The sequence below is a fragment of the Blautia hominis genome, from assembly GCA_002270465.1.
In the GTDB taxonomy this organism is placed as follows: domain Bacteria; phylum Bacillota; class Clostridia; order Lachnospirales; family Lachnospiraceae; genus Blautia; species Blautia hominis.
This window is the reverse complement of the sequence record NQOF01000006.1, coordinates 102,674-126,281: the sequence shown is the minus strand read 5'-3', so window position 1 is coordinate 126,281 and position 23,608 is coordinate 102,674. Positions and strand designations below refer to the sequence as shown.

Below are 23,608 nucleotides of genomic sequence, written 5' to 3'. Positions count from 1 at the left end.
TCTGTTTTTTATTTGTCCAGTACAGTCCGGGCACTTTTTAGAAGCCCGCCGTCGTGGATCCAGTCTTTGAGTTTTTCCAGGTAGGGGTATATATAAATATCCTCCTCCATGACGGGCACCAGGTCTTTCATGGCCTCCAATACAGCCGCGGTCCCCTCTCCCCTTGCCAGGGATGCGTCCACAAACTGCTGCGCCTGGTATGCGGAGAACAGTTCGATCGCCAGGATATACTCGAATTTTTCAGCTATACTGAGCGCTTTTTTACAGGCATTGTATCCCATGGACACATAGTCTTCCTGGTTGGCACTTGTGGTCACACTGTCCACAGTGGCCGGGGTAGACAGGATTTTCATATCATTCAGAAGCCCTGCCTGTGTATACTGGGGTATCATAAGTCCGGAATTCAGGCCGGGCCTTTTGATCAGGAAATAAGGATGTTCCGACAGTTTTTCATCCAGGAAGCGCACATTTCTGCGCTCCGACATTTTCGCCGCCGCTGTGGCTGCAATGCAGGCGGAATCCATCTCAATCCCCACATAGGAGGCATCCGGATTTCCGTTGGAAAACACCTGGGGGTCATCCGGTTCCCCACATACAATGGGATTGTCCGCACATCCGTTGATCTCCACCTCAATTGCCGCCCAGGCATCCCGCAGGGTCTTCTTCACCGCGCCGTGAAGCTGCGGGATACACCGCAGTGACAAGGGATCCTGCACATGGGTACCCTCTGCCTTCTTTATCACCTGGGAACCACGGAGCATCCGCTTGATAAGAGCAGCCGTCTCCAAAAGTTCTTTCTGGGGGCGGCAGTTGAGCACTCTGTCATCGTAGGCCCGCAGAAGCCCGTTCAGCATCTCAAAAGACATGGCTGCCACCACGTCAGCAGATTCCACTGCTTTCAGCAGATCGTAAATACCGATAGCTGCCAGGGCCGTAGGGGAGGATGTACCGTTCAGAAGTGCAAGCCCTTCCTTATAGCTGGGTGAAAACGGCTCCATGCCGGCCTTCCTAAGTGCGGTCTTGCTGTCAGACAGCTCCCCACGGTAATACATCCTTCCCTCTCCGATCAAAGCTGCCGCAATATGTCCCTCCGCGCACAGATATCCCACCGAACCTTCCCGTGGCGTGTAGGGTATGAGATCCTTATTCAAAAAGTCCCGGTAATGTTCCAAAAGCTCCATCCGCACACCGCTCATGCCCATGCCAAGGCTCTGTAAGACCATCAGGATAATGGCCCTTACCTCTTCCTCTTTGAAAGGCTCCCCCACACTGGTGGAATGGGTCAGGATAATATTACGCTGTAATTTTTCCGCGTCCTCTTTTCCTATAGTCTTTGTGACCAAGGCCCCAAAACCTGTGGTGGTGCCATAGACTACCCGCTCCTCCTCCACGCATGTCTCCACAATTTTTCTGGATTTCTCTACCCGCTGCCTGTATTCCGGGGAAAAATCCACCTCCGCATGAAAACGCACCACTGCCATAAATTCCTCTATGGTCAGTTTCCTGCCTAAAACTACTTTTGTCATTTTTTCTTCCTTCATCTGCTTTCCCCCTTTAAAAGTTTCTGCACACTACATTTCCGTCTGCCGCTATAGGCATGTATCTGGCTTTTGTCCCCTGCACCATGTCCCCATAGATGGCAATGTAAAACGGACGGTAAACCTTGCGCTCCTCAACCGGCTTTATAGCTAAATTCCTGCCCACATGGCGTCTCACCATCCGGCCTGCCATAATGGCGCCGCAGTCTGTGAGCCTCTTGTCTTCATAATAGGTGGGCTGGATATCATTTTCTTCCACATCCTTTACTTCTGTTGCTATATCATCCTCCACATAGGAGGCACTGCAGGTGGTAGCTTCCACCATCACACGGATCTTTTGTCTGTCCTCGTCTTTTTTCTTCTTGATGGTCTTGACAATGATATTGTCTTTGTACGTCATTTCATATGTAATATAACGGCTTTCCAGATACATAATACGGAGGTTGATTTTCTTACTTCCAAACAGGGCACGCACGATGGGATTTTTCCCACCTTTTGCGATTCTGAGAGCTTCCTCCTCTTTCATCTTTACAGGAAAACATTCTATTTTCATTTACCTATACCTCCTTACAAACCTTATCCTTGCCGGACTGCCTGCCGCTTCGTGACCGGTACTTCCCATACAGTCATATGTGCCGTCTCTTCTCTTTTTTTCTGCACAGGACTTTGCAGCTAACATTCCGCGCAGCCCTGTGCTGAATTACTTTATTTTTTCTTTTTCTTGTCACTGCCTTTTTTGCCTGTGGCAAAGGAAACTACTTCTGTACAATATTTCAGGAAAACGCCCACGGTTATAAGAATGGCGATTCCCGGAGCCATGATACCGATAATAAAATCCACACTGTTCAGCATTCCATATCCATAAATACATGCCAGCACAATATAGAGGAGCACCAAAGCGCCGTCCACACCCAGCCATTCCACTTTCAGCTCTGCTCTTTCCTGTTCTGTCAGTTCACTTGTCTTTTCTTTGGGATCTTTCATCTCTGCTTCCTCCTTACATTCCTTTCAGTCTGCGTTCCGCGCTCAAATCCTTGCCAAAGCGGTTTCCAATGAGGAAGGCCACAAAGGAGAGGGGCAGACCGATGAGAACCGGGTCAATGGTTACGCCTGATATGGTAACAGGCCATACATACTGGAATATGATCCAGGTAACACCACCTACAAGCATACTGGCAATACCTGCCACATTCGTCTTTTTGCCGTCAAACATCAGGGCCGCGATGATCGGCACAAACAACAGCGTCATACTGATACTGCTCAAAAACAGGAACGCGTCATACACGCGGTCAAATCGGAATGCGGTAAAGAGACCGATAATACCGAAAATAACTGCTGCCACTCTTGTGATCGTAATGCTGACTTTATCCTTCAGCTTTTTGTCTCCTCTGAGCATGTAAATAATATCATTAGAGATGATCTCTCCGCCAATCAGGTAATAACTGTCCAGCGTGGAGATGATAGCTCCCAGAATCCCTACCACAAACAAACCTCTTGCCACAACCGGCAGATACTCGATCACTGTAGCCACATAGGTAACTTCCGGCTGCACAGCCAGTGCTGTGTCACGGACACGGATAATGGTTCCTGTCATAATGGTGACCACGTCGAAGGAGAGCCAGATGGAAAAACATAAAAGCATGGCTCTTTTACCTGTTTTCGGAGAGTTGGCTGCTGCAAACCTCTGATAAAACGCAGGGTCCTTATACAGGTTGATACAGAGAATGATCAGGATAGCAGCCTGCGGAACCGGAATTCCGCCGAATGCGGTGAGCATCTCCGGAGCCGGACCGCTCAGTGCCGCTTTGATGCCTTCCAGTCCGCCCACGCTGAAGAACAGTTTTGGGAATGCGGAGGATACACAGGTAACCATCAGGAAAAAGAAGATCATATCCGTCACAGCTACCCCCATTAAGCCGCCCAGACAGGTGACTCCGATGGAAATGGCTACTACAATGGCTGCCACCATGATCTTATCCGCATGCCAGGCACCTTCTCCTACATATCCCACTGCTGCGATCTCACCGATCGACAGACAGGTGATCACAATAACGATCGCGCCCAGGACAGCCGCAAATTTTCCGTAGTGCACCCGCAGAAGGTCAGGGATGGTTCCCTTTGCCTTCACGGAAATTCTGGGTGCCACCCAAAGGGCCAGGGGAAAACGCACCGCATGGGCACCGATGGACCAGATAAAGAATCCTGCAAAACCCATGGTTGTGGAATAGCCTACGGTTCCCACAACACCTGCGCCGCCATACCAGGATGCCATCAGGGTACCCACCACCAAAGACCAGGGCAGAGCCCGGTTTGCTTTGTAAAAACTGTCCATATCCTGTGAGGTCTTGGAAAAATAATATCCTACTACCAGAATACCGATAAAACAGATCACGACTACGATGTTGTCAATAATGGTCATAAAAACAACCTCCCTCTTCTTTTGCTTTTCCTTTTGTCATCATACGGCTTTGCCGTATGCACTTTTCCCCGTTACAGGTCAAATCCCTCCAGAGCCTTCTCAAGCACAGCTCTCTGCTTTGCCGTGTACTTTGGCTGGGTGTATTCTCTCAGGCGTTTTTCCACCCGTTCTTTTGCTTTTTGTTCTACAGAGACTCTTCCGTTCCGCTCCCAATCCGCATAATTTTCCAGACTGTAAAGCTCCGGATAATAGATCTCTGTCCGGTAGCGCAGGATCGTCTCCTCCTCTGCCAGGTAATTTCCTCCCGGCCCTACCTCCTCGATCGTTTCCAGATCCATATCTTCCTCTGAGAAAATGTCAATACTCTCCGCAGATTTTCTGGCAGCCATCATCTGTTCATCCAGCACGTATTTCTCAAAGCTGAATACATTCAGGCCGTCCATCTCCCCGAAGGAATGGAAAATAAAGTCTGCCTTTACATCCAGGCTGGTCATAAGGGACATGGCTGTCTCCGCGCCGTTCTGGTAATCCAGCTCTTTGCCCATAGACAGGGAACCGCCGGTACGGCATGGAATGTGATAGTAGTCTGCCATAGCCTTTGCATACTGGATAAACAGTGCTTCCTCACAGCCCCAGGAAACCGGCATGGCCTTTCTCATATTAGAGACATAGGTGGTATTTCCGTAGACAACCGGCGCTCCCGGATTCACAAGCTGGGTCATGATGACACCTGCCAGCACCTCCGCGTTGTTCTGGACAATGGTGCCGCCCAGTGTTACAGGACTTGTCATGCCCGGTATGGCGCAGCAGGCGATTACCACCGGAAGATTTCTCTTGGTATAGGCAAGCTGTCCTTCTATATCATCCTTGGCATAGCGCATGGGCGAAATAACATTTCCCACCCCTATGGTGTAATACCCCTCGTCCGTATCATAAAAATCACGTGCAAGCTGTATGGTCTCCTCCGCATCCGTTTTTCCGAAGCAGGACATGATGACAGGATGGGTGGAATATTTCAGGGTAAGCGCCCCTTTGATCACCTCTGCCCTCTCCTTTGGAAATGCCGGGATATAAGTCAGCGGAGAGCTGGATAGGTTGATCATGCTGCTGGACGCATCCAGCTTGCGGATATTCACATAGTCCTCCGGTGTGGGGTCATAGACTTTATTGTCCCTCAGGATCTTCCTGGACCCTGATGCGGAACAAATGGCCTGTCCCCCCTCACCGATCTTCAATTCCTCAAAAGGTGTCTTCATCACAAAGCTGGCCGGTGCCGTGGACAGTGCACGCTCCACTGTCTCTTTGTCAAAATACACCCGGTTCCCCTCTGTGCGTAACCCCTGTTTCCTGTACAGTTCCAAAAGCTCAGGGTGCTCAAAATCCACACCTACATGCTCCAGCAGATACAGGGTCTTTTCATGGATTGTCTCCAGTTCCGTTTGCTTTATCTGATTTATTAACATATGCCATCCTCCGTTTACAGTTTTACAATGGCTCCCACTTCAATCTTCATTCCGCCCCAGAGTTCAAGTGCAACACCGCATCTTGCAGGAGGACATTCCGTGCCGAAAAATTCTGTGTATATTTCATTCATGGCATCAAAATCCTTCATTGTGGATAAGAACACATCGCATTTCACCACGTCCTCCAGAGTTGCCCCCATCTCCTCCACCAGCAGTTTCAGGTTGCCAAGCGCTGCTCTTGTCTCCTCCTGGATGGTTCCGTGAATAATGTCTCCTGTCTCAGGGTCAAGGGCTATCTGTCCTGAGACAAAGGCAAAACCGCCTGCAATGGCAGCCTCAGCCACAGGGCCTCCGAACACTTTCATTCCCTTTGGGGTAAATACTTCTTTCTTCATTTTGCTGTAACTCCTTTCCATTTTCGTCATCTGACGGATACTCTATTTGTATCAGCAATTCGTCGGAAAACCGTCTGCTGTCCAATACTATTTTTTAAAACCTGCCGATTTCCTGCTTTTTATATAAAAAAACAGACACGGAGATCTCTCACCGCATCTGTCCCTAATTTTCCATCATTTTCAGTTCTTCCCATAAAAAACTACTGTCCAATTTCTTAGCTGTCCGGTCCGCAAGCTCCCGACAGCGTTTTCCCTCTTCCGGTCTGCCTTCCGCCTCTGCGATCAGCGCGCAGCACAGATCTGTCTTGGCCTCCCCCCACAGGGAACCGGCCTGCATGAAGCAGGAACGTGCTTTCTCGGCAAATGCATTCGCCCCCTTCAAATCTCCCATCCGGCACAGCACAAGACTCATATCTGAGTAGAATACCCCCGCCTCACCGGATACCATATATTTCTCTCCGATCTCCACTGCTCTTTTTAAACAGCCGCTGGCCATATCCCACTTCTTTTGCCTGATATAACAGATTCCCATATGGTGATGACAGGCTGACAGCTCTCTTCTGTAATGCTCAGTTCTGTCGTCTGCATGGTCAAGGCGTTTTACTGCCTCCATAAAAAGCTTCTCTGCCTGCTGATACTCTCCGTCTTTCATCCTACAGATGCCCAGATACCGTATCAGCATACACTCCTCCTCCAGATGATGATGGGTGCAGTCCCTCATAAATGCCATACAGGTTTCGATCACATTTTGCATAAACGCATTCTGGCCTGTCAGGTCTCCGTATAAAATAAGCTGCAGGTAATTATAAAAAATATAATCCCTGTCTGCAATCTCCTTTGCCAGTTCCAGGCTCTTCTCAATGTATTTTTTCCCTCTGTGGCAGTCCCTGACAAACATCTCATAACGCCCGAGAAGATATTCCACGCGCATGCGTATGGGCGTCATCCGGGAATCCGTCTCCTGCAGGGATCTGATCTCCTCCGCCAGCTCCACAAGCTCGTCTTCCTTTGCCAAAAAGCCGTCGATATTACCGCTGAATACCGCTTTCCTTGCTAACATAGGATAAAAGTCATAGGAAATCCTGTAGAACGCCTCCAGATACTCTACCTTAAACCAATACATTTTATACCGATCCCCGCACTGTTCATAGTGATGGATGACCAGGGAACAGGTCCCCAGATTCTTATGGCGCTCGTATTCCTGTTCATAATACCTGGCAATATAATTATGGTATATATCCTTTTTTTCTTTTGGCAGGCAGCTGTATACATATTCGCGGATGATCTGATGGCGGAACCCATAGTGCACTTCACCGCTCACCAGTTTTTCATAAAGGATCTTTTTATCCAGCAGAGGCTCCAGTATCTGCAGAAGCTGCAGCTCTTCCATACCCAGGATCTGGTTGATCTCCCCTTTTGTCACAGGAAGGGAGAAGATAGACACAATATCCAGCATGACCCTTTCCCGTCTGGAGAGGCTTAACAGGCGGCTCTGGATAACATTTGACATTCTGTCCGTAAATGCACCGCCGTTCTCTTTTCGCTCATACAGCCGCAGGGATTCCATAAAAAACAGAGGATTGCCCTGAGTCTTTTTATAAATCTGTTCCACAAGCCGCGGATTGTCCAGAATGCCTGCATCAGTCGCCTCAATAACCTGCCTGGCCTCCTCCAGGGTAAATGGTTTTAACTCTATCTCTTTCAGGATCCCCCTTCCGATCAGAGGAATCTTGAAGCTTTTAATGTCATCGCCGTCATCCTCCCTGCTGGCAGCCACCACAAGCATCTGCCCCTGCCCCATGCGGAACAGCAGATTACTCATAAGCCGCATACTCATGGAATCCATCCACTGAATATCATCAATAAAAAGCAGGATCTTTCTGTCACGGAAATACTTTGTCAGGTATCGGAAAACCGACTCTGTCAGTATTTCAAAACGGGTCATAAAAAACTGTACATCCGAAGCGTTCTGCCGCAGCAGGATATCTGTGGGAGACTCCACATCCAATCCGTTTTTCTTACAGTATTCATCCACCTTTGCCATGATCCCATGCCACGGCATCAGATATAGATCTTTCTCCGTCTCACAGCAGGCCCAGGTAAACATCAGATAATCCGAGTCCTCCACCATTCTCTCGATCTGTTCCAGGAGCATACTTTTCCCCACGCCCGGTTCCCCTGTAATAAGAAAAGAACGATACCGCCTTTCCATATCCCCATCCCTTGTGCCGATACGGGAATAGATGTCATAGAGAATATCCGCTCTTCCGAAAAAATATTCTCCTCTCTCCTCAGGCCGGCGTTTCAGCCTGTTCTTCATATCCGATATTTTCTCGTAAAGCTCCTGTGTCTCCTCCTCCGGTGACTCCTCCACTTCTTTCTCCAGAAAGGTTTTCAGGGACTGGAAGATTTCCATAGCGGAAAGGTATCTTCCCGCCTCCGCCAGTTTTTTCATGATAATGCGGTACAGTTCCTCGTCAAGCACCTCGTTCTGTATGAGGATCCTGCCGCTCTCTTCCAGAAATTCAAGCCCCTGTCCAATCTTCTGCCCCATGATCTTAAGCTGCAGAGCCTTTATGTAGCTTCGTTTCCGCTCAGACCTTTCCCCTTCTGCCCAAGCTTCAAACTCATAACAATTCTTTACAAAGAAAAACTGGAGAAATTCCCCTTTCCAGCTTTCCAGCAGGTTTTCCCTTGTAATATGTTCAATGTCTATATCTATATCCCTTTGCCGGTTCAGAACGATCAACGTGTTGCCTTCAACCGTGAGAATGTCCTGTCCCAGCACTTTTCTGATATTATAGACAGCATCCCTCAAATTCTTCCTGGCAGTGGATTCACTACTCTCTGCCCACAAAACGCTGATTGCCTGGCTTCTGGATATCTGGCTATTCACACACAAATAATAAAACAGGCCTTCCACCTTCTGATAGGGAAAAGAAACCTTTTCCCCAAAAAGCAGTACACCCGGCCGTCCCATAAGCTGAACTTCTATGTCATGAGAATATCTTCTATCCATGTTTTCACCTTTACCTATTTTCTGTAAGATCACTTCCCGGTTCTGTCACTCTTTTCTTTAATGAAATTGCGCCTTTCGGACAGTTTGCAGAACAGATGGTGCAGCCCCAGCATTTCCCAGGATCGAACTTCACCTTACCTGCCTCGTCCTTGCAGAAGGCCTCAAAATTACAGATCTTCGTACATTTTCCGCACTGAACACAGAGATCTTCATCCCACAAAGTCTCGTAGTGGGAGGTTGGATAATGAAGCCTGGTCCCCAGGATCCTGGCCATTTTGGTGGGATAACAGTAAACGCCGTCACAGTTGCACAGCACATTATTTTCCCCTGACTGCATAAGCCCTTTTTTATTGATCCGGCGAATCAGTTTTTTCGTCTCCTCCAGTGTGAGGATGGTTCCGAGTTTTCTGTCATACGGCGTGTTTGGTCCTTTTTCCAGCTTGTTTATACACACATTCACAGGCTTTTCGGTACATCTGCCCATGGCTTTGCAGTTACAGGGCAGGATTATAAGCTCCACCCCCAGTGTGTCCATCATATCAAAGGACTCCTGCAGAGTCAGATACTGGGTCTGGTGCATGGGCACATCTTTGCCGGCAGCTATGGCAAGGGCTGCCTGGGCTGTGCGGTCCATGTATACTTTCAGATCCCATTCATTTAAACGGTCCACTGTCTCCTGGGTAAATTCCCCATAGGCTTCCGGTTCATACTGGGCAAAATACGGATAGCGGGAATAGAAATCCGTCATTCTATAGAAGGTTTCTTTGCTGATGTCATCCTGGCACTTTTCCAGCACATTCCTCTGATAACTCTCAAAGAGCAGGCGCTCTGCCTCCTCTTTCCCCCATTCTCTGAGCAGACGGCAGATTTCCTGTCCGGAAACGGGATCTCTTCCGAATCTGACAGCAAGCTCTGCCTCATGATCACGGTACATGGGAATGGCTGCCTCATAAAACACTTCCGGAACCTCCCATATCTCCATTGCTTTTCTGTAAGTATCCTTCATGCTTATCCCCCGATCTCTTGTTTTTTCCGTAAAATAAAGTTGTAAGAAGCGTAGCGCCGTATTGTCGAAAAAATGTCGGCTGGCGTCGGGAGGGAGTTTTCTTTATTTTACCTGAATTTACATATAATGTCTATTATACACAAACAAAAATGTCCAGGATAGATATGTACAGCAGAAACACTCTGTACAGATCCACCCTGAACAATTTTGTATATTATTAAATATTTTCACTCACCTACTTCTCATTTTTCTTTTGCAAAAGTACATTTTTCCTAAATTTACTTGGTGTTTCCTGAAAGGTATCTTTAAAAATTCTGGTAAAATAGTTCTGGTCTTTAAATCCTGTCTTTGCTGCGATTTCTCCAATACTCATATTTGTATCTACCAACAGCTTTCTGGCCTCTGCAAGCCTTACTTTATTAAGATATTCCATGAATGTAAGTTTTGTATGCTGTTTAAATAGTTTACAAAAATAAGTATAGCTTAAAAACACTTCATCAGCTGCATCCTGGGTCTTTATATCTTTCATATAATTTTTATTCGCATAATCAAACACCACTTTCAGACGTTCATCCTTCTCCGCTTCCAGCACATGACTGCCCTCTTCCAATTTTAGGCACTCCTCAGCCTTTCTAAAATACCAGGCTATCAATTTATAGAAATCAGCCTTCAGTACCATCTCATATCCCACCTTTTTTTGCTGAACCTCCTCCAGAAGCTCGTTCAGGATTTCTAATATACCCTCTTCCTTTCTGGCATCCAGGTATGTCGGAAAATGGACCTGCTTATTTAATATAGGGGCTATATATTTAACCTCATGGGCAATTCCTCCCAGAGAATACAGAATATCAGTATCAAACTGAATACAGAGAATTTTATGCTTTTCGTCATTCATAAAATCTGTCTTGTGGTCTTCCTTACTGTTAATGAAAAACAAAGAACCCGGATTTGCAATCATGTCCATAGAATTTACCTGTACCTTCACCCTGCCTTCCAAAATATATAGAATTTCCAGATATTTATGATAATGCAGAGGCGATGAATACTCATGAATAAAAATTTTAAAGGAGGTACATATATTGTCATCACTTAAATAAAGTCTCTCTTCCATGCCACGATTCAATATCTGTACCTCCTACTTTCATAATTCTGCCAAAATATTTTCTATATAATGTTTGGCATCTCCTATCACTTTATCCGCATGCAAAAATCCTGCCATTTCAAAAGATAGAACTCCGTCATATCCCGTATTTTTTAAAGCTTTCAGCGTATCTTTCCAGTTGTTTATTCCCTTTCCAGGTGGAAGATTATAATTTATCATACCATCTCCGTCTCTCATATGGACGTGGAAAATTCTGGAACCTAGTTTCTCCACAACCATCGGTACATATTCTCTCTGTATCATATGCCATGCCGTATCCAGATTAATCCCTAGGTCTTTATCTGGTATGTTGTCAAACATACGCAGCATAGCATCCGAATTTCCCACTATAACATTGGCGTGCCCCTCTACATTAAACCGCATTTTATATTTTCGGCAAATATCCAGGCATCTACAGATTGTATTCATATAGCGGCCCCAGACTTTTTCCCAGTCAAAATCAACGGGGTATATCATGTTCTGCGTTAATTCCTGGTATGGGACCCCTTCAACATGGGGAGACCAGTAGTTTGGCACATATTCAACCGGACTTTTCTGACCATATACCCAATTTGACACCATATTAATCATATCCGTCCCAAGTTCATGGCCAATCCTAACCATTTCCTCAAATTTCATGAATGCACCTTCCCTGACGGTGTCATCCAGGCTTGCAAGTCCCTGTGTAATCTGCGTATAGAAAGCAAACTCTGAAATTTCCATATGATATGATGTAATCAGGTCTCTAAGTTCTTTTATTTTTTCCGCAGTATAGTACTCTTTTACATCCTTTTCATTGTGGGCAATCATTTCAATGGCCTGAAAGCCAAGGTCTCCTACAATGTGGATTGCTGGCTCATAAGGAGCCTGATAATGAGGTGCTGTAAAACACCATGAAGCACATCCGAGTTTCATTCTTATCCCCTCCTCATAACCTTTGACGTTGCCCTGTACGTGCACTTTCATAAGCTGCCAAAATTGTTTTTACAGATACTACCCCATCCTCACCTGTCGTAAACGGCACTTTTCCTTTCAAAATACAATTTGCAAAATGCTCTTCCATTCCGTAGAATCCATCCACTTCTTCATAGGCGTATTCCTGCCACTGTATATCCCCTTTATGAACAAGACGTATGGATGGTTCCTCTTTTGAATCGCAGGTAACGAATATAGTCCCTTTGTCTCCATAAATCTCAAATTTATCATAGCAGACACCTTCTGGTGCTATAGTAGAAAAACTCCAGTGTCCCTGTGCCATTACTCCATTTTTAAATGTCAGATTTACGATAGCATTTGTCTCTGTCTGCCAATCCTCTGAAAATCCAATCTGGGCATCAATCATATCCGCTTCTGATCCGGCAAACCACCGCATAAGGTCCAGATGATGTGCCCCCATATCGGCCAGGCATCCACCTCCTGCAAGCTTACAGTCACCAAACCACTCAGTCCGCGGATGATAAAACTTACCGATACCCTCATGTGACATTTGGGCTTTAATCATCAGGACTTTTCCTATATTTCCCCGGTCAATACAATTTTTTATTCCAGCGCAATATCCTCTAAATCTTTCAAAAAAAGCCGCCTGAAGAATGATATTGTTTTTCTTTGCCGCATCACAAATTTTATATGCATCCTCCAATGTATTTGCAAACGGTTTTTGTGTTAGCACGTGCTTTTTAGCATTTGCAGCAGCAATAGCCACCTCTGCGTGCAGAAAATTAGGTGTACAGTTATAAATAGCATGGATTTGCTGATTTTCCAACATTCTTTCATAATCCGTATATACTTTGGGTATGCCAAACTTCTGTGCAAACGCTCCTGCCGCTGTTTCATTTGTATCACAAACAGCTACTACTTTTGTGTTCTTTAGCTGAACAGCGCTCCTTGCCTGATCCTGTGCAATTCTGCCGCAGCCGATAATACCTACATTTACTTTTTCCATAATAAAATCCCTCATTCTTTATTATTCTTTTACTGCACCCATCGTAAGTCCCTGCGTTATATTCTTTTGAAATACTACGGAAATGAGTACTGGTAAAGCTGTTGCAATACATCCTGCTGTCATCATCATTCCATAATCTACGCCGAATTTTGTGGTAAATTCAGATATAGCAACGGTTATTGTCTTGTTTGCCTGTGAATTCATAAAAATAAGTGCATACATAAATTCATCCCAGGCCATTAAAAATGCCAGAATACCTACTGCTGTAAATCCTGGTTTTGCAATAGGGACAATCACCCTGAAATATGCACCAATACGAGAGCATCCATCAATCATGGCAGAATTCTCAAGATCCTTGGATATAGATTTAAAATATCCGCTCATGACCCATATGGTATATGCTAATGTAAAGGATACATATAGGAGAACCAAACAGATCATATTATCAATAATCCCTATCTTTTTAAAAATTACATATAAGGGTATCATCAAGGATATCGGAGGCAAAAGCTGGAAAAACATTACGAGCATCAAAAGTTTATCTCTGAATCGGAAGGAAAGTCTCGCAAAAGCATAGGCAGCAAGTCCTCCCACCGCCAAAGATATAGCTGTTGTAATTCCTGAAATCAGGATACTGTTAATCATAGCTCGTTTAAATACCGCCGCCGGAGACGATACAACTGTCCCTTTATTTACGATTGTCTCTGAAAACAAAATGCTTTTATAACGTTCATAGCCTGCATGTGGCGGAAACCAGGAGGCCTCCATATCAAGTAGATGTTTTGTAGGGCTGATACTGGATATGAACATCCAAACAAGCGGCAGGACAGTCCAGCAGATAATAATTATGCCTCCTAAAAAAATCAGTATATTTCTTACAATACGTTTTCTGCCCTTTTTTTTCAATCAGTTCTCCCCCTTTAATAGACATCATCTGCGTTCAGGATTTTTTTATAAGTCAACGCAATAAATACTGTCAGTAATGCAACTATCATTGCTATAGTTGCGCCATAACCAAAATCGAATAAACTAAACGTCTGAAAATATGTATAATAACTAATTGTCATGGTACTATTATTTGGTCCCCCCTGTGTCAACATATAAATGACGTCAAATACTCGAATGGTCTGTGTTGTACGCAATACAAGAATCACCAGCAACATTGGTTTTAACAGCGGAAATGTTATTTTCCGAAAGGTATTCCAGAATCCAGCCCCCTCCATCTTTGCGGCCTCATAATAAGTTTCGGGTATGGTAGAAAGCCCGGCAAGCAACATAATAATAAACAAAGGAAGCATTTTCCATGTATCTGCCAGAATTATCACATTCAAGGCTAATTTAGGTTCTCCCAGCCATACCACCGGCTGCTGGATAATCCCTAACTGAAGAAGTAGTTTATTTAAGGCCCCGTAGCTGGCATTAAGAATCCAATTCCAAAGCTGTGCGTTTACCACAGTAGGAACCGCCCAGGGTGCCAATATCAGTGCCCGCAACAACTTTTGTCCCCGGAAAGGAATATTTAAAAATAATGCAGCCGCAAACCCCAAAACTAACTGCAGGGCAAGGGAAACAACAGTAAAGTACAGGGTAACTGACATAGAATGCCAGAATTTCTCATCCGTAAGCACACGTAAATACTGTTTTATCCCCAGAAACCCCTGGCTGGCGTTTGAAAGCAGATTATACTGTACCATTGTCAGATATATTGTATAAAACAAAGGATATAGCATTAATCCAAAAATAATAAGCATCGCCGGAGTTATCATACCAACACCTAGGCGGGCCTCCCTTTTTGCAAGCGTTCCCTTCTTCATTTGTTTTTCCTCCTCCGGATTCTTCCCACTGATTCCGGACTGTCTGCCTGACAGTCCGGTCTTTCTTTTCTGATTCTCAGTTCTGGATTTGGCTGGTCACATTCTGCTGCAGGCTATCCAGTACCGTACTGGGATCTTCTCCATTGGCAATTACTTTATGAATACTTTCCTGTACCATATTGCTCCAATTTTGATACTGTACTAAAATAGGACGAAAGTGTGCGTATTCATATTGCGGATATGCCATATCAAGTATCTCAAATTTACTAGTCAATTCTTCATCCTTGTATAATTCTTTTAATGTAGGCATCTGGGAAACGCCTTCCAGAAATGATTTTTGTATCTCCGGCTCAGTGAGAAGCTTCAGAAATTCAACCGCCCATTTTGTACTTTTCGTAGTAGAAACTACTGCATATCCTCCTCCGCCAGCCACACTGCCGCTTTTTACTTTTTCAGAACCGGGAAGCATAGTCATACCTACTTTTCCTGCGATAGCAGACTCTGTTTCGCTGTTTGTTGCAGTCCAATAAGATGACCATCCTGTCACAAACGCTACGTCCCCTGCCATAAATGTATTCATTACATTACGATCCGTATATGTAGTGGAAGCCGGGTCAGCAATACCATTCTCCATAGAATCCCTAAACCATGTTAATGCTTCAATAGATTCCTCACTGTTCAATTTCCAGTCTCCGCTGCTATTCTCATCATCTTCACGATACTGTCCCCCAAATCCATACAGAAGAGCTGTATAATCACATACAAGCCCTTCTGCCTGACTGGCTCCCCATGCGATACCGTACTTAACAAGCCCTTCTTCTTTCATTTTCAAAGACATTTCTCCCAGCTCCTGCCACGTTTTAGGTGGTTCCTTGTAGCCGGCTTTTTCAAGAATTTCTTTGTTATAAAATAACCATTTTGCGTCATTACCTGTAGGGATTCCATACTGATGACCATCATACTGAAGCTGTTTCCATGATATATCTGTAAATTTATCTCCAAATCCAGTTTCCAGATAATCATCTACAGGCAGTATCAGATTTGATTTTGCAAATTCCGCAGGCCAGACAGTATCCAAACACACAATATCGCATTGACTTCCACCTGCAACCATAGTCATTATTTTATTATGAACATTGTCATAAGCCTCTGAAATCAATTCAATCTCAATGCCAGTCTCATTCGTAAACTGTTCAATTGTCTTTTCCATAGGGCCTGTACCTTCAGATGAGATTACCACCACCAATTTTTCCGGTTTTCCTTCCTGTCCCTCCTCTGATGAACCCGCTGTATTATTTAGTATTGCATCTTCCTCAGACTCTTCCTCTACCGTATTATTTTTTGTAGTATTTGAGGTTTCTCCCGATTCTTCTCCGCATCCGGATAGTAAAACCGCGGCCAATGTAGTTGCCAGTAACAGGGAAATTGCTTTTCTTCTCATATTTTGAACCTCCTTTGCTCAAAAACCAATCCTTCTACCAAACAGTTCATCCGTCGACCTTCACCCCATTTTTACTTCCGTGTCTGTGCATTTGATAGGCCTATCTCTGCATTTTCCTCTAAAAGTATTTTTCTTCGACTGATATCAGTGTAGCAATTTTCTCTTTTTCGGTCTATCCGCTTTCCTATTCTAAATTAGCACTACATTATTTTCTGGTTCATCTTATTTTTCTTCTGTCTTCAAATTTCCTTATTGTAATTCTACATTTTTAACATATTTTTTCTCAATTTTTTGTGTATAGTAACTATAGATAAATAATGGAATGCTAATTTCTGATAATTATAGGATAATTTATGTATTTTTAATCTTTATTTTGATGTTTTTCTATGTTTTACAGTCTTTATTGTTTCTTGACACAAATTATTTGATATGATAATCTTAGCTTACAGATCACCCCTCACCAGATTCTTTATTTTAATATCCGGTCATACTCTATTTTTCTGAGCACATACCCCCAATAATGAAATTTTTAATATGAAAGGAGAAATTATGATTCATGTTGGTATTATAGGCTGCGGTAAGATTGCACAATCGCGTCATCTGCCGGAATATGCTGCCAATAAAGACGCTGTGATTGACGGTGTTTATGATATAAACACAAAACGAGCAGAAGAAACAGCAGAACTTTATAACACAAAGTGTTTCGCCTCCTGGAAACAATTATTGGCAGACCCATCCATTGAAGCTGTAAGTATCTGTACCGCTAACTCAACTCACAGTACCCTCACAATCTCCGCTTTGTCCGCAGGCAAACATGTTCTATGTGAAAAGCCCATGGGCATCACCCTTGAAGAATGTGAAAATATGGTGGCGGCAGCAAAAAGAAACAACCGTTTTTTAATGATTGGACATAACCAAAGGCTAACCAGAACACATCAGAAAGCAAAAGAATTACTTTGTAAAGGATCTATAGGGGAAATCCGTACTTTCAGCACATCTTTCAGGCACAGTGGACCGGAGAATTGGACAATAGATCCCGGTCAGGTATGGTTTTTTGATAAAGAAAAGGCATCTATGGGAGTAATGGCAGATCTAGGTATACACAAAACGGATTTAATTCAGTTTTTAACCGGGCAGCGCATCTCTCAAGTCACTGCACAAATTGGCACACTGGATAAAAGAAAACCTGACGGTTCTTACATCGAAGTGGATGACAATGCTTTCTGCATCTACGGACTTGAAAATGGCGCAGTCGGAACCATGACAGCAAGTTGGAGCTGCTACGGGCCAGAGGAAAATGCAACCGTTTTATATGGTACAGAAGGTGTCATGTATCTTTATACCAATCCTGCTTGCTCTCTTATTATTGAAAAAAAAGATGGAGAACGAATTCTATACGAATTAGATCAAATACAAACCAATGACTCTCAGACAAGGTCTGGTGTCATTGATGTTTGGATTGAATGCCTGAAGAGAAATAATCCGCCTGCAATGTCCGGTGAAGAAATTCTCCATTCCATGCGCGCTGTCTTCGCAGCCATTGAGTCTGCTGAAACAGGAACCACAGTCAAAATCAGATAGGAGGGATTGTATGTATCGACCTGTTACTTTAGCTTCCGGACAATTTGGTGATTTATCTTTGGAAGAATTATGTTCCCTGGCAAAAAAAGTCGGGTATGATGGACTGGAGCTTGCAACTCATGCACATTTTCAGGTAGAAAAAGCTCTCACAGATGATTCGTATATTCCTTCTGTGAAAAAAACTCTGGAGAAATATAACCTGAAATGTTTCGCACTTTCTGCCCACCTGACAGGGCAATGTGTTGGCGATAATTGGTATTCCAGACTGGACCAGTTCGCCCCTGCTACCTATGCCGGCAATCCAAAAAAAATAAAAGAATGGGCAATTACAGAAATGAAACATACGGCTTACGCTGCAAAAAAAATGGGTGTATCCGTTGTAAACGGGTTTATGGGATCCCCTATTTGGTCCTCCTGGTATTCATTTCCCCAGACATCATCTGAAATTATAGAAGATGGATTTCAAAAAATCCGCACCCTCTGGACCCCAATTTTTGATACTTTTGATACATGCGGTATCCATTTTGCCCTTGAAGTCCACCCAACGGAAATTGCGTTTGACTATTATACAGCCCAACGACTTTTAGAAGTTTTTGACAGAAGAAAGACTCTGGGATTTAATTATGATCCCAGCCATCTGCTCTGGCAGGGAGTGGATGAAATATTATTTCTCCACGATTTTGCCCAGCGCATCTATCATGTACATATAAAGGATGTAAAAATAAATTCTAACCCGAAAGCCAGTGTAATTGGTTCCCATCTACCTTTTGGTGATACCAGAAGAAAATGGAACTTTGTATCAGTAGGCCATGGTGACGTGGATTTTGACGGAATCATAAGAGAATTAAATACAATGGGGTATCAGGGACCGCTATCCGTAGAATGGGAGGACTCCGGCATGGAACGTGAATTTGGTATAAAAGAATCTTATTCTTATATTCAAAAAATGAATTTCTATCCTGCAATGACTGCTTTTGATGATACTTTAAGAATAAAATAGGCTAAAATGGGCTGAGGAATAAGATATCTTCTTACCCTCAGCCCATTTCTGGCTAATCTTATCTTTTTTCTGCCTTTTTATCCCAGAACTCACAGTCATCCCTTCCGATAACCTTTGAAGTAAAGGGCGTCCCATCCTGTTTCTTATAATGCCTGGTTGCCCGAAAAACATACCTTGCCCCCACATATACAATGGGAACGTTAAAATACACGATCAGAATATTCCCCAAATCCGAGAAGGCCCACAGATTTCCCAGCTCCAGCCCTGCAATATTGCAGAGAATTCCGAACGCTGCCACAAAAAGAGCAATGCAGCGCACCGTGTTAATGCAGATCTTATCTTTCCTGATCCTGTTTGCCGCTATTTCCGAGAAGCTGATCATCCCCAGCAGACAGGTAAAGGCGAACAGGCAGAAACACAGTGTCACCAGAAATGTCATCACAGCGTTCATAGCCGTTCCCGGTGTCAGCACTGCAATGGATTCCGTAAATTTCGGAAGCTTGTCAAGAGCTGCCCAGGTATCCGCTCCTGCTCCTGTCCAGCAGTGTGCCATTACAACCACAAATCCGGTCAGAGTACAGATCACAATGGTATCCAGAAAAACGCCCATGGAGGCGATCATGCCCTGTTCGCAGGGATGTTTTGCATCCGCCGCTGCTGCTGACATGGTGATGGTACCCTGCCCCGCCTCGTTGGACATAAGCCCCCGCTTCACCCCCTGAGCCAGAACGGTTCCGAATACACCTCCGAAAAACGCATCCGGCTTGAAAGCGCCGGTAAATACAGCCTGGAAAAAGTAAGGAATGGTCTTAAAGTTCATCACAACCAGAACCAGCACCACTACAATATATAATACTGCCATGACCGGCACCATTTTGTCCGTCCATTTTGTCACCTTCTTAATACCACCGAAAGCAATGACAGCCGTCAGGATAATAATGCCAGCCCCTACCACATAGTAAAAGACTGAATTCGTCCGGATCGTGGAACTTGTGACGATCTCCGCCATACGCCCTACAGAGGACACCACATTGAATCCCTGTGCCGGAAGACAACAGAGCGCATAAAGAATATACAGCACTGACAGAAAGATACCCACCCAGACTTTATTTCCCAGCAGTTTTCTTCCATAGAAAGGCAGGCCTCCCACGAACTCCTCCCCTTTTTTCTCCTTGAATATCTGCGCCAGTACACCCTCCATATAGGCAACGGCCATGCCGAAAAAAGCGGATACCCACATCCAGAACAGAGCGCCCGGACCGCCCACCGCAATGGCTCCGGTCACACCGATAATGTTGCCGGGTCCCACACGCATGGCTGAACTGAGGAAAAATGCCGCCAGCGGTGATATGCCTGTCTCCACGGAACGTTTCTCTGTCAAAATCTTAATGGCCTTTTTAAAATGTGTCACCTGCATAAATCCCAGTTTAAAACTGAAAAAAATGCCGGACCCTAAAAGCAGGATTATGGCAAACGAAAAACTGCCCAGAATGGGAATGTTCGCATACCATGCAAAATTGGTGGGAAAGTCCCACAAAAAATCAGACAGAGGCCCGATAAACCCAAAAACACTGTTGATTCCTTCAAATACAGCTTCCATACTTTACCCTCCTAAGTTGTCAGCACTGCAGAATCCCTGCTCCGTATGCAGGGAAATATACTTCTGTCCGACTATAAATTTGCTGCTGCGTAACTATTCAGCAGATCTGCCCATTTACTGCACTGGCGGTAAGTGATCATCCGGCAGCCAGGAAAAAATACCGTCACCAAAGGCGGTTCTGCCTGGATTTCTACCTGTAACCATGAAGGCGCTGAGCAGTTACGTTACTAAAAGTATATGGTATATTTTTTGCCATGTAAACGTCCTTACTGTTCATTATGTTGCACATAGTGCTGGATATTCGGAATCTTCCTGTATTAACATAACGTGTATGACCAGCCGCTTTGCCTGTTGCTTTCCACGGCTGCTTATACTGCTGCTTTCTTGAACATTTTGCGTTTATTGACAATCCAGTGTTGACATTGTACAATATCCATATAGTGACAGCAAATATATACCTATATGCTGAATATATAATACATATTAACAGACACCATCTAAATTGTAAAATTTTTTCTAAAACCTGGAGGTGAATATTTATGAAAATGTCAAAAAAAATCGCCTGTACAGCCACCGCTTTTACTCTGCTCGTACTGGGCTGTTCAACTGCCAAACCGGACAGCCGGAGGAATTCATACCGCTTTCTGAATACAATGGAAAATATTATGATGTCCCCCTGTCGGAGTACAACGAAAGATATTCCGATCAGGATGAGGATTCCGTACCTGTCACAGAATACAATGAAATAGATTCCGATCCGGAACAGGAGTTCATCCCCATTCAGGAATATAACGAAAAAATAGCCGAGTATATAAAAGGGGTCAAATAAATAAATTTGACAAATACTCATGCTTATGCTATAGTGACCGCATCAACTGTAAGGAGCTTCATTATGGGTTATAATTCAACAAACCAACCAAAACCAGTCGCCAAAACCATCTCTGTACGATCCGCACCGATGAAACATTGTACAGAGTATGGCATATGATATACGCTATGGATTTCATCGGGAGATAAGAGAATAAAACGGAATAAAGAGTGCGGCGAGCCGGACTTGCGGCTGCTTGCGGCCATCTGACTCTTGCGCATCGTTGTGCACCCCTGAAGGGCTTTTTGCCGTACCGGGAAGTTTTGAGAGCTTTTCTATGTAACAAGATGAGAGCTGTCTGCCATGACGGTGTTTCTATATGACCGGGAAAGTCTGTAAATCTGCTTTCCGCTTATTTGTCGTATTCAGAAGTACGCAGGTATTCTTTTCCGTTTTATTGTTATCTTCCCGTGACTATATTGTGTAAAAGGCTATGGACAATGTTTTGTCTGTAGCCTTTTGCTGTTATAACGGGATATGATTGGGGCTTTTTACAGACGTTTTTTACTGTGACCAGCCTGCATACAGCAGAAGGCAGATACATCTGAATGTATCACTGTCTTCTGCTTTTTTTATACCAAAAAATACTGCCATGAAAAATGATGCGACAGGCAGACATCCAAAAAAGAAAGGATATAAAAATCATGAGTTTACTTGAAATCACCGGCCTTACACATTCTTTTGGCGAAGGCCAGCTTTTTAAAAACGCAGAACTGACACTCAATAAAGGAGAGCATATAGGAATCGTAGGCCAAAACGGTGCCGGAAAAAGCACTCTGATCAAAATCTGTACGGAACAGGTCATCCCCGATACGGGCCGCGTTGCCTGGCACCCCCAGACTACGGTCGGATACCTGGACCAATATGCACAGCTTGCCTCTCATATAACTATGGAGGCATTCCTCCGCTCTGCTTTTCGTCCTCTCTATCTTCTGGAACAAAAGATGAACCGCCTCTATGAACAGGCTGCATCAAAGGATATAGGCGCCCTGAAGTCCGCAGCCGAATGCCAGGAAGAGCTTGAGATACAGGGATTTTATACCATAGACACGCGCATAGATCAGGTAGTCTCCGGCCTTGGCCTGCGTGCTCTAGGGCTTTCCTGCCCGGTGTCAAAGATGAGCGGCGGACAGCGGGCCAAAGTGATCCTGGCTAAACTGCTGCTGGAAAAACCCGATGTCCTTCTCCTGGATGAGCCTACCAACTTCCTGGACAAAGAACATACAGCCTGGCTGGCGGATTATCTCTCCTCCCTGGAAAACGCCTTCCTCATCGTATCACACGATTTTGATTTTCTGGAAAAAACAGCAAACCGGATTTGTGATATTGACAACAGCAGAATCACAAAATACTATGGCACCTACTCCGAATTCCTAAAGAAAAAGACTCTGCTGAGGGAGGATTACATCCGTCAGTATTCCGCACAGCAAAAAGAGATCAAAAGGACAGAAGAATTTATACGGAAGAATATTGCAGGCCGTAAAACCAGAATGGCAAGGGGAAGACAAAAACAACTGGACCGGATGGACAAGATGGAAGCCCTTAATTTAAGAGAATTAAAACCATATTTCCGGTTTGCCGGACTTCCTCTGACCGCCACAGAACATCTGTCCGTCCGCAGCCTGTCCGTGGGATATCACTATCCTCTTTTATCCGACCTAAGCTTTTCCATTACCGGAGGGCAGAAAGCAGTCATAACAGGATTTAACGGCATCGGAAAATCCACACTGCTCAAAACCCTGCTCGGACAGATTCCTGCTCTGAGCGGCAGATGTTCTTTCTCCCAGCAGGTGAAAATAGGATATTTTGAACAGGACCTGACTTGGCCGGACAATCTTCTGCCCCCTGTCCAGATCGTGTCAGACGCCTATCCTGACCTGACTGTGAAGGAGATACGGAAGCACCTATCCCTCTGCGGCATCACCAGCAAACATGCCGCCCAGGCTATCGGGACACTGAGCGGCGGGGAACAGGCCAAGGTCAAAATGTGTCTGCTCACCCTCACTCCCTGCAATTTTCTCATCCTGGATGAACCTACAAACCACCTGGATATCCAGGCAAAAGCCTCCCTGAAAACAGCCCTTTTTGACTTTCCCGGCAGCATACTTCTCGTTTCCCATGAGGAGACATTCTACAGCGGGCTGGTCCATAAGACCATTGATATTGAAAAAATCATCCGAAAAAAATAAAACCGGCTTTTGGAAATTTTCTAAGGGTCAGCGCAATAAATACGCTGACCCTGCTGAATGATTACCGATAACTTCTCACTCTTCCGAGATTATTGTATAATAAAGACCGAACACTCTTTTAAACGTTATAAAAACGTTATTTTTTCATGCTATGATCCTTCTTGTAACAGAAATACCATATAACAGGAAAGG

At 44.6% G+C, this 23,608-nt stretch carries 18 protein-coding genes; 3 read left to right on the top strand and 15 right to left on the bottom strand.

From position 1 onward, the window contains the following. Positions 1 to 8: 8 nt before the first annotated feature. The 14 genes from CI595_RS18885 to CI595_RS18820 all read right to left on the bottom strand — a co-directional run bounded on the left by CI595_RS18885 (position 9) and on the right by CI595_RS18820 (position 16,178). Positions 9 to 1,541 (bottom strand): HAL/PAL/TAL family ammonia-lyase, encoded by a 1,533-nt coding sequence (locus CI595_RS18885; protein WP_095175178.1) that lies wholly within the window; start codon positions 1,539 to 1,541, stop codon positions 9 to 11. A gap of 13 nt (positions 1,542 to 1,554) precedes the next feature. Then, entirely contained in the window at positions 1,555 to 2,091 is a 537-nt protein-coding gene (locus CI595_RS18880) for a hypothetical protein (RefSeq protein ID WP_095175177.1), read from the bottom strand. A 152-nt stretch (positions 2,092 to 2,243) separates the two neighbouring features. Beyond that, positions 2,244 to 2,522: a hypothetical protein gene (locus CI595_RS18875; RefSeq protein ID WP_095175176.1), complete on the bottom strand. Its 279-nt coding sequence runs from the start codon at positions 2,520 to 2,522 to the stop codon at positions 2,244 to 2,246. Between the two features lie 13 nt (positions 2,523 to 2,535). Then, a complete protein-coding gene (locus CI595_RS18870) occupies positions 2,536 to 3,957 on the bottom strand; it encodes a sodium:solute symporter family protein (protein ID WP_095175175.1) in 1,422 nt (473 codons plus the stop codon). 71 nt (positions 3,958 to 4,028) lie between these two features. Then, a complete protein-coding gene (locus tag CI595_RS18865) occupies positions 4,029 to 5,420 on the bottom strand; it encodes a trimethylamine methyltransferase family protein (RefSeq protein ID WP_095175174.1) in 1,392 nt (463 codons plus the stop codon). Positions 5,421 to 5,434: 14 nt separating this feature from the next. Next, complete coding sequence (locus CI595_RS18860) at positions 5,435 to 5,815, bottom strand: RidA family protein (protein WP_065542326.1); 381 nt, start codon at positions 5,813 to 5,815, stop codon at positions 5,435 to 5,437. Between the two features lie 163 nt (positions 5,816 to 5,978). Continuing rightward, positions 5,979 to 8,834 carry an ATP-binding protein gene (locus tag CI595_RS18855; RefSeq protein WP_095175172.1) on the bottom strand — a complete coding sequence of 952 codons (2,856 nt, stop codon included), beginning with the start codon at positions 8,832 to 8,834 and terminating at the stop codon, positions 5,979 to 5,981. Positions 8,835 to 8,844: 10 nt separating this feature from the next. Beyond that, a complete protein-coding gene (locus CI595_RS18850; RefSeq protein WP_095175171.1) occupies positions 8,845 to 9,840 on the bottom strand; it encodes a 4Fe-4S binding protein in 996 nt (331 codons plus the stop codon). 235 nt (positions 9,841 to 10,075) lie between these two features. Next, on the bottom strand, positions 10,076 to 10,963 hold the full coding sequence (locus tag CI595_RS18845) for an AraC family transcriptional regulator (RefSeq protein WP_147737747.1): 888 nt from the start codon (positions 10,961 to 10,963) through the stop codon (positions 10,076 to 10,078). Between the two features lie 18 nt (positions 10,964 to 10,981). Next, positions 10,982 to 11,947 (bottom strand): sugar phosphate isomerase/epimerase family protein, encoded by a 966-nt coding sequence (locus CI595_RS18840; protein ID WP_095175169.1) that lies wholly within the window; start codon positions 11,945 to 11,947, stop codon positions 10,982 to 10,984. After that, a complete protein-coding gene (locus tag CI595_RS18835) occupies positions 11,910 to 12,923 on the bottom strand; it encodes a Gfo/Idh/MocA family protein (protein ID WP_162291923.1) in 1,014 nt (337 codons plus the stop codon). The genes CI595_RS18840 and CI595_RS18835 overlap by 38 nt, the downstream gene beginning before the upstream one ends. Positions 12,924 to 12,944: 21 nt before the next feature. Beyond that, positions 12,945 to 13,829 carry a carbohydrate ABC transporter permease gene (locus CI595_RS18830; protein WP_167388473.1) on the bottom strand — a complete coding sequence of 295 codons (885 nt, stop codon included), beginning with the start codon at positions 13,827 to 13,829 and terminating at the stop codon, positions 12,945 to 12,947. A gap of 14 nt (positions 13,830 to 13,843) precedes the next feature. Beyond that, entirely contained in the window at positions 13,844 to 14,737 is an 894-nt protein-coding gene (locus CI595_RS18825; RefSeq protein ID WP_095175167.1) for a carbohydrate ABC transporter permease, read from the bottom strand. 76 nt (positions 14,738 to 14,813) lie between these two features. Beyond that, the gene (locus tag CI595_RS18820; protein ID WP_095175166.1) at positions 14,814 to 16,178 is read right to left on the bottom strand and encodes an extracellular solute-binding protein; all 1,365 of its coding nucleotides are present in this window, start codon (positions 16,176 to 16,178) and stop codon (positions 14,814 to 14,816) included. A 549-nt stretch (positions 16,179 to 16,727) separates the two neighbouring features. On the opposite strand from CI595_RS18820, the gene CI595_RS18815 reads away from it, so the two are divergent. Beyond that, complete coding sequence (locus tag CI595_RS18815; protein ID WP_095175165.1) at positions 16,728 to 17,759, top strand: Gfo/Idh/MocA family protein; 1,032 nt, start codon at positions 16,728 to 16,730, stop codon at positions 17,757 to 17,759. Positions 17,760 to 17,769: 10 nt separating this feature from the next. Continuing rightward, positions 17,770 to 18,759, top strand: coding sequence for a sugar phosphate isomerase/epimerase family protein (locus tag CI595_RS18810; RefSeq protein ID WP_095175164.1), 990 nt, complete (start codon positions 17,770 to 17,772; stop codon positions 18,757 to 18,759). 58 nt (positions 18,760 to 18,817) lie between these two features. Here the strand turns inward: CI595_RS18810 and CI595_RS18805 are convergent, their stop codons facing one another. Further along, the gene (locus tag CI595_RS18805; protein ID WP_095175163.1) at positions 18,818 to 20,359 is read right to left on the bottom strand and encodes an alanine/glycine:cation symporter family protein; all 1,542 of its coding nucleotides are present in this window, start codon (positions 20,357 to 20,359) and stop codon (positions 18,818 to 18,820) included. A gap of 1,512 nt (positions 20,360 to 21,871) precedes the next feature. Here CI595_RS18805 and CI595_RS18795 point away from each other — a divergent pair. After that, on the top strand, positions 21,872 to 23,416 hold the full coding sequence (locus tag CI595_RS18795; protein ID WP_095175161.1) for an ABC-F family ATP-binding cassette domain-containing protein: 1,545 nt from the start codon (positions 21,872 to 21,874) through the stop codon (positions 23,414 to 23,416). The last annotated feature ends 192 nt before the right edge of the window (positions 23,417 to 23,608 follow it).

Bases quoted from the DNA above. Each gene is read 5' to 3' on its own strand.
- CI595_RS18880 (WP_095175177.1), bottom strand. From the start codon at position 2,091: ATGAAAATAGAATGTTTTCCTGTAAAGATGAAAGAGGAGGAAGCTCTC.
- CI595_RS18815 (WP_095175165.1), top strand. From the start codon at position 16,728: ATGATTCATGTTGGTATTATAGGCTGCGGTAAGATTGCACAATCGCGT.
- CI595_RS18840 (WP_095175169.1), bottom strand. From the start codon at position 11,947: ATGAAAGTGCACGTACAGGGCAACGTCAAAGGTTATGAGGAGGGGATA.
- CI595_RS18855 (WP_095175172.1), bottom strand. From the start codon at position 8,834: ATGGATAGAAGATATTCTCATGACATAGAAGTTCAGCTTATGGGACGG.
- CI595_RS18825 (WP_095175167.1), bottom strand. From the start codon at position 14,737: ATGAAGAAGGGAACGCTTGCAAAAAGGGAGGCCCGCCTAGGTGTTGGT.
- CI595_RS18810 (WP_095175164.1), top strand. From the start codon at position 17,770: ATGTATCGACCTGTTACTTTAGCTTCCGGACAATTTGGTGATTTATCT.
- CI595_RS18865 (WP_095175174.1), bottom strand. From the start codon at position 5,420: ATGTTAATAAATCAGATAAAGCAAACGGAACTGGAGACAATCCATGAA.
- CI595_RS18860 (WP_065542326.1), bottom strand. From the start codon at position 5,815: ATGAAGAAAGAAGTATTTACCCCAAAGGGAATGAAAGTGTTCGGAGGC.
- CI595_RS18820 (WP_095175166.1), bottom strand. From the start codon at position 16,178: ATGAGAAGAAAAGCAATTTCCCTGTTACTGGCAACTACATTGGCCGCG.
- CI595_RS18885 (WP_095175178.1), bottom strand. From the start codon at position 1,541: ATGAAGGAAGAAAAAATGACAAAAGTAGTTTTAGGCAGGAAACTGACC.
- CI595_RS18835 (WP_162291923.1), bottom strand. From the start codon at position 12,923: ATGGAAAAAGTAAATGTAGGTATTATCGGCTGCGGCAGAATTGCACAG.
- CI595_RS18850 (WP_095175171.1), bottom strand. From the start codon at position 9,840: ATGAAGGATACTTACAGAAAAGCAATGGAGATATGGGAGGTTCCGGAA.
- CI595_RS18870 (WP_095175175.1), bottom strand. From the start codon at position 3,957: ATGACCATTATTGACAACATCGTAGTCGTGATCTGTTTTATCGGTATT.
- CI595_RS18795 (WP_095175161.1), top strand. From the start codon at position 21,872: ATGAGTTTACTTGAAATCACCGGCCTTACACATTCTTTTGGCGAAGGC.
- CI595_RS18805 (WP_095175163.1), bottom strand. From the start codon at position 20,359: ATGGAAGCTGTATTTGAAGGAATCAACAGTGTTTTTGGGTTTATCGGG.
- CI595_RS18875 (WP_095175176.1), bottom strand. From the start codon at position 2,522: ATGAAAGATCCCAAAGAAAAGACAAGTGAACTGACAGAACAGGAAAGA.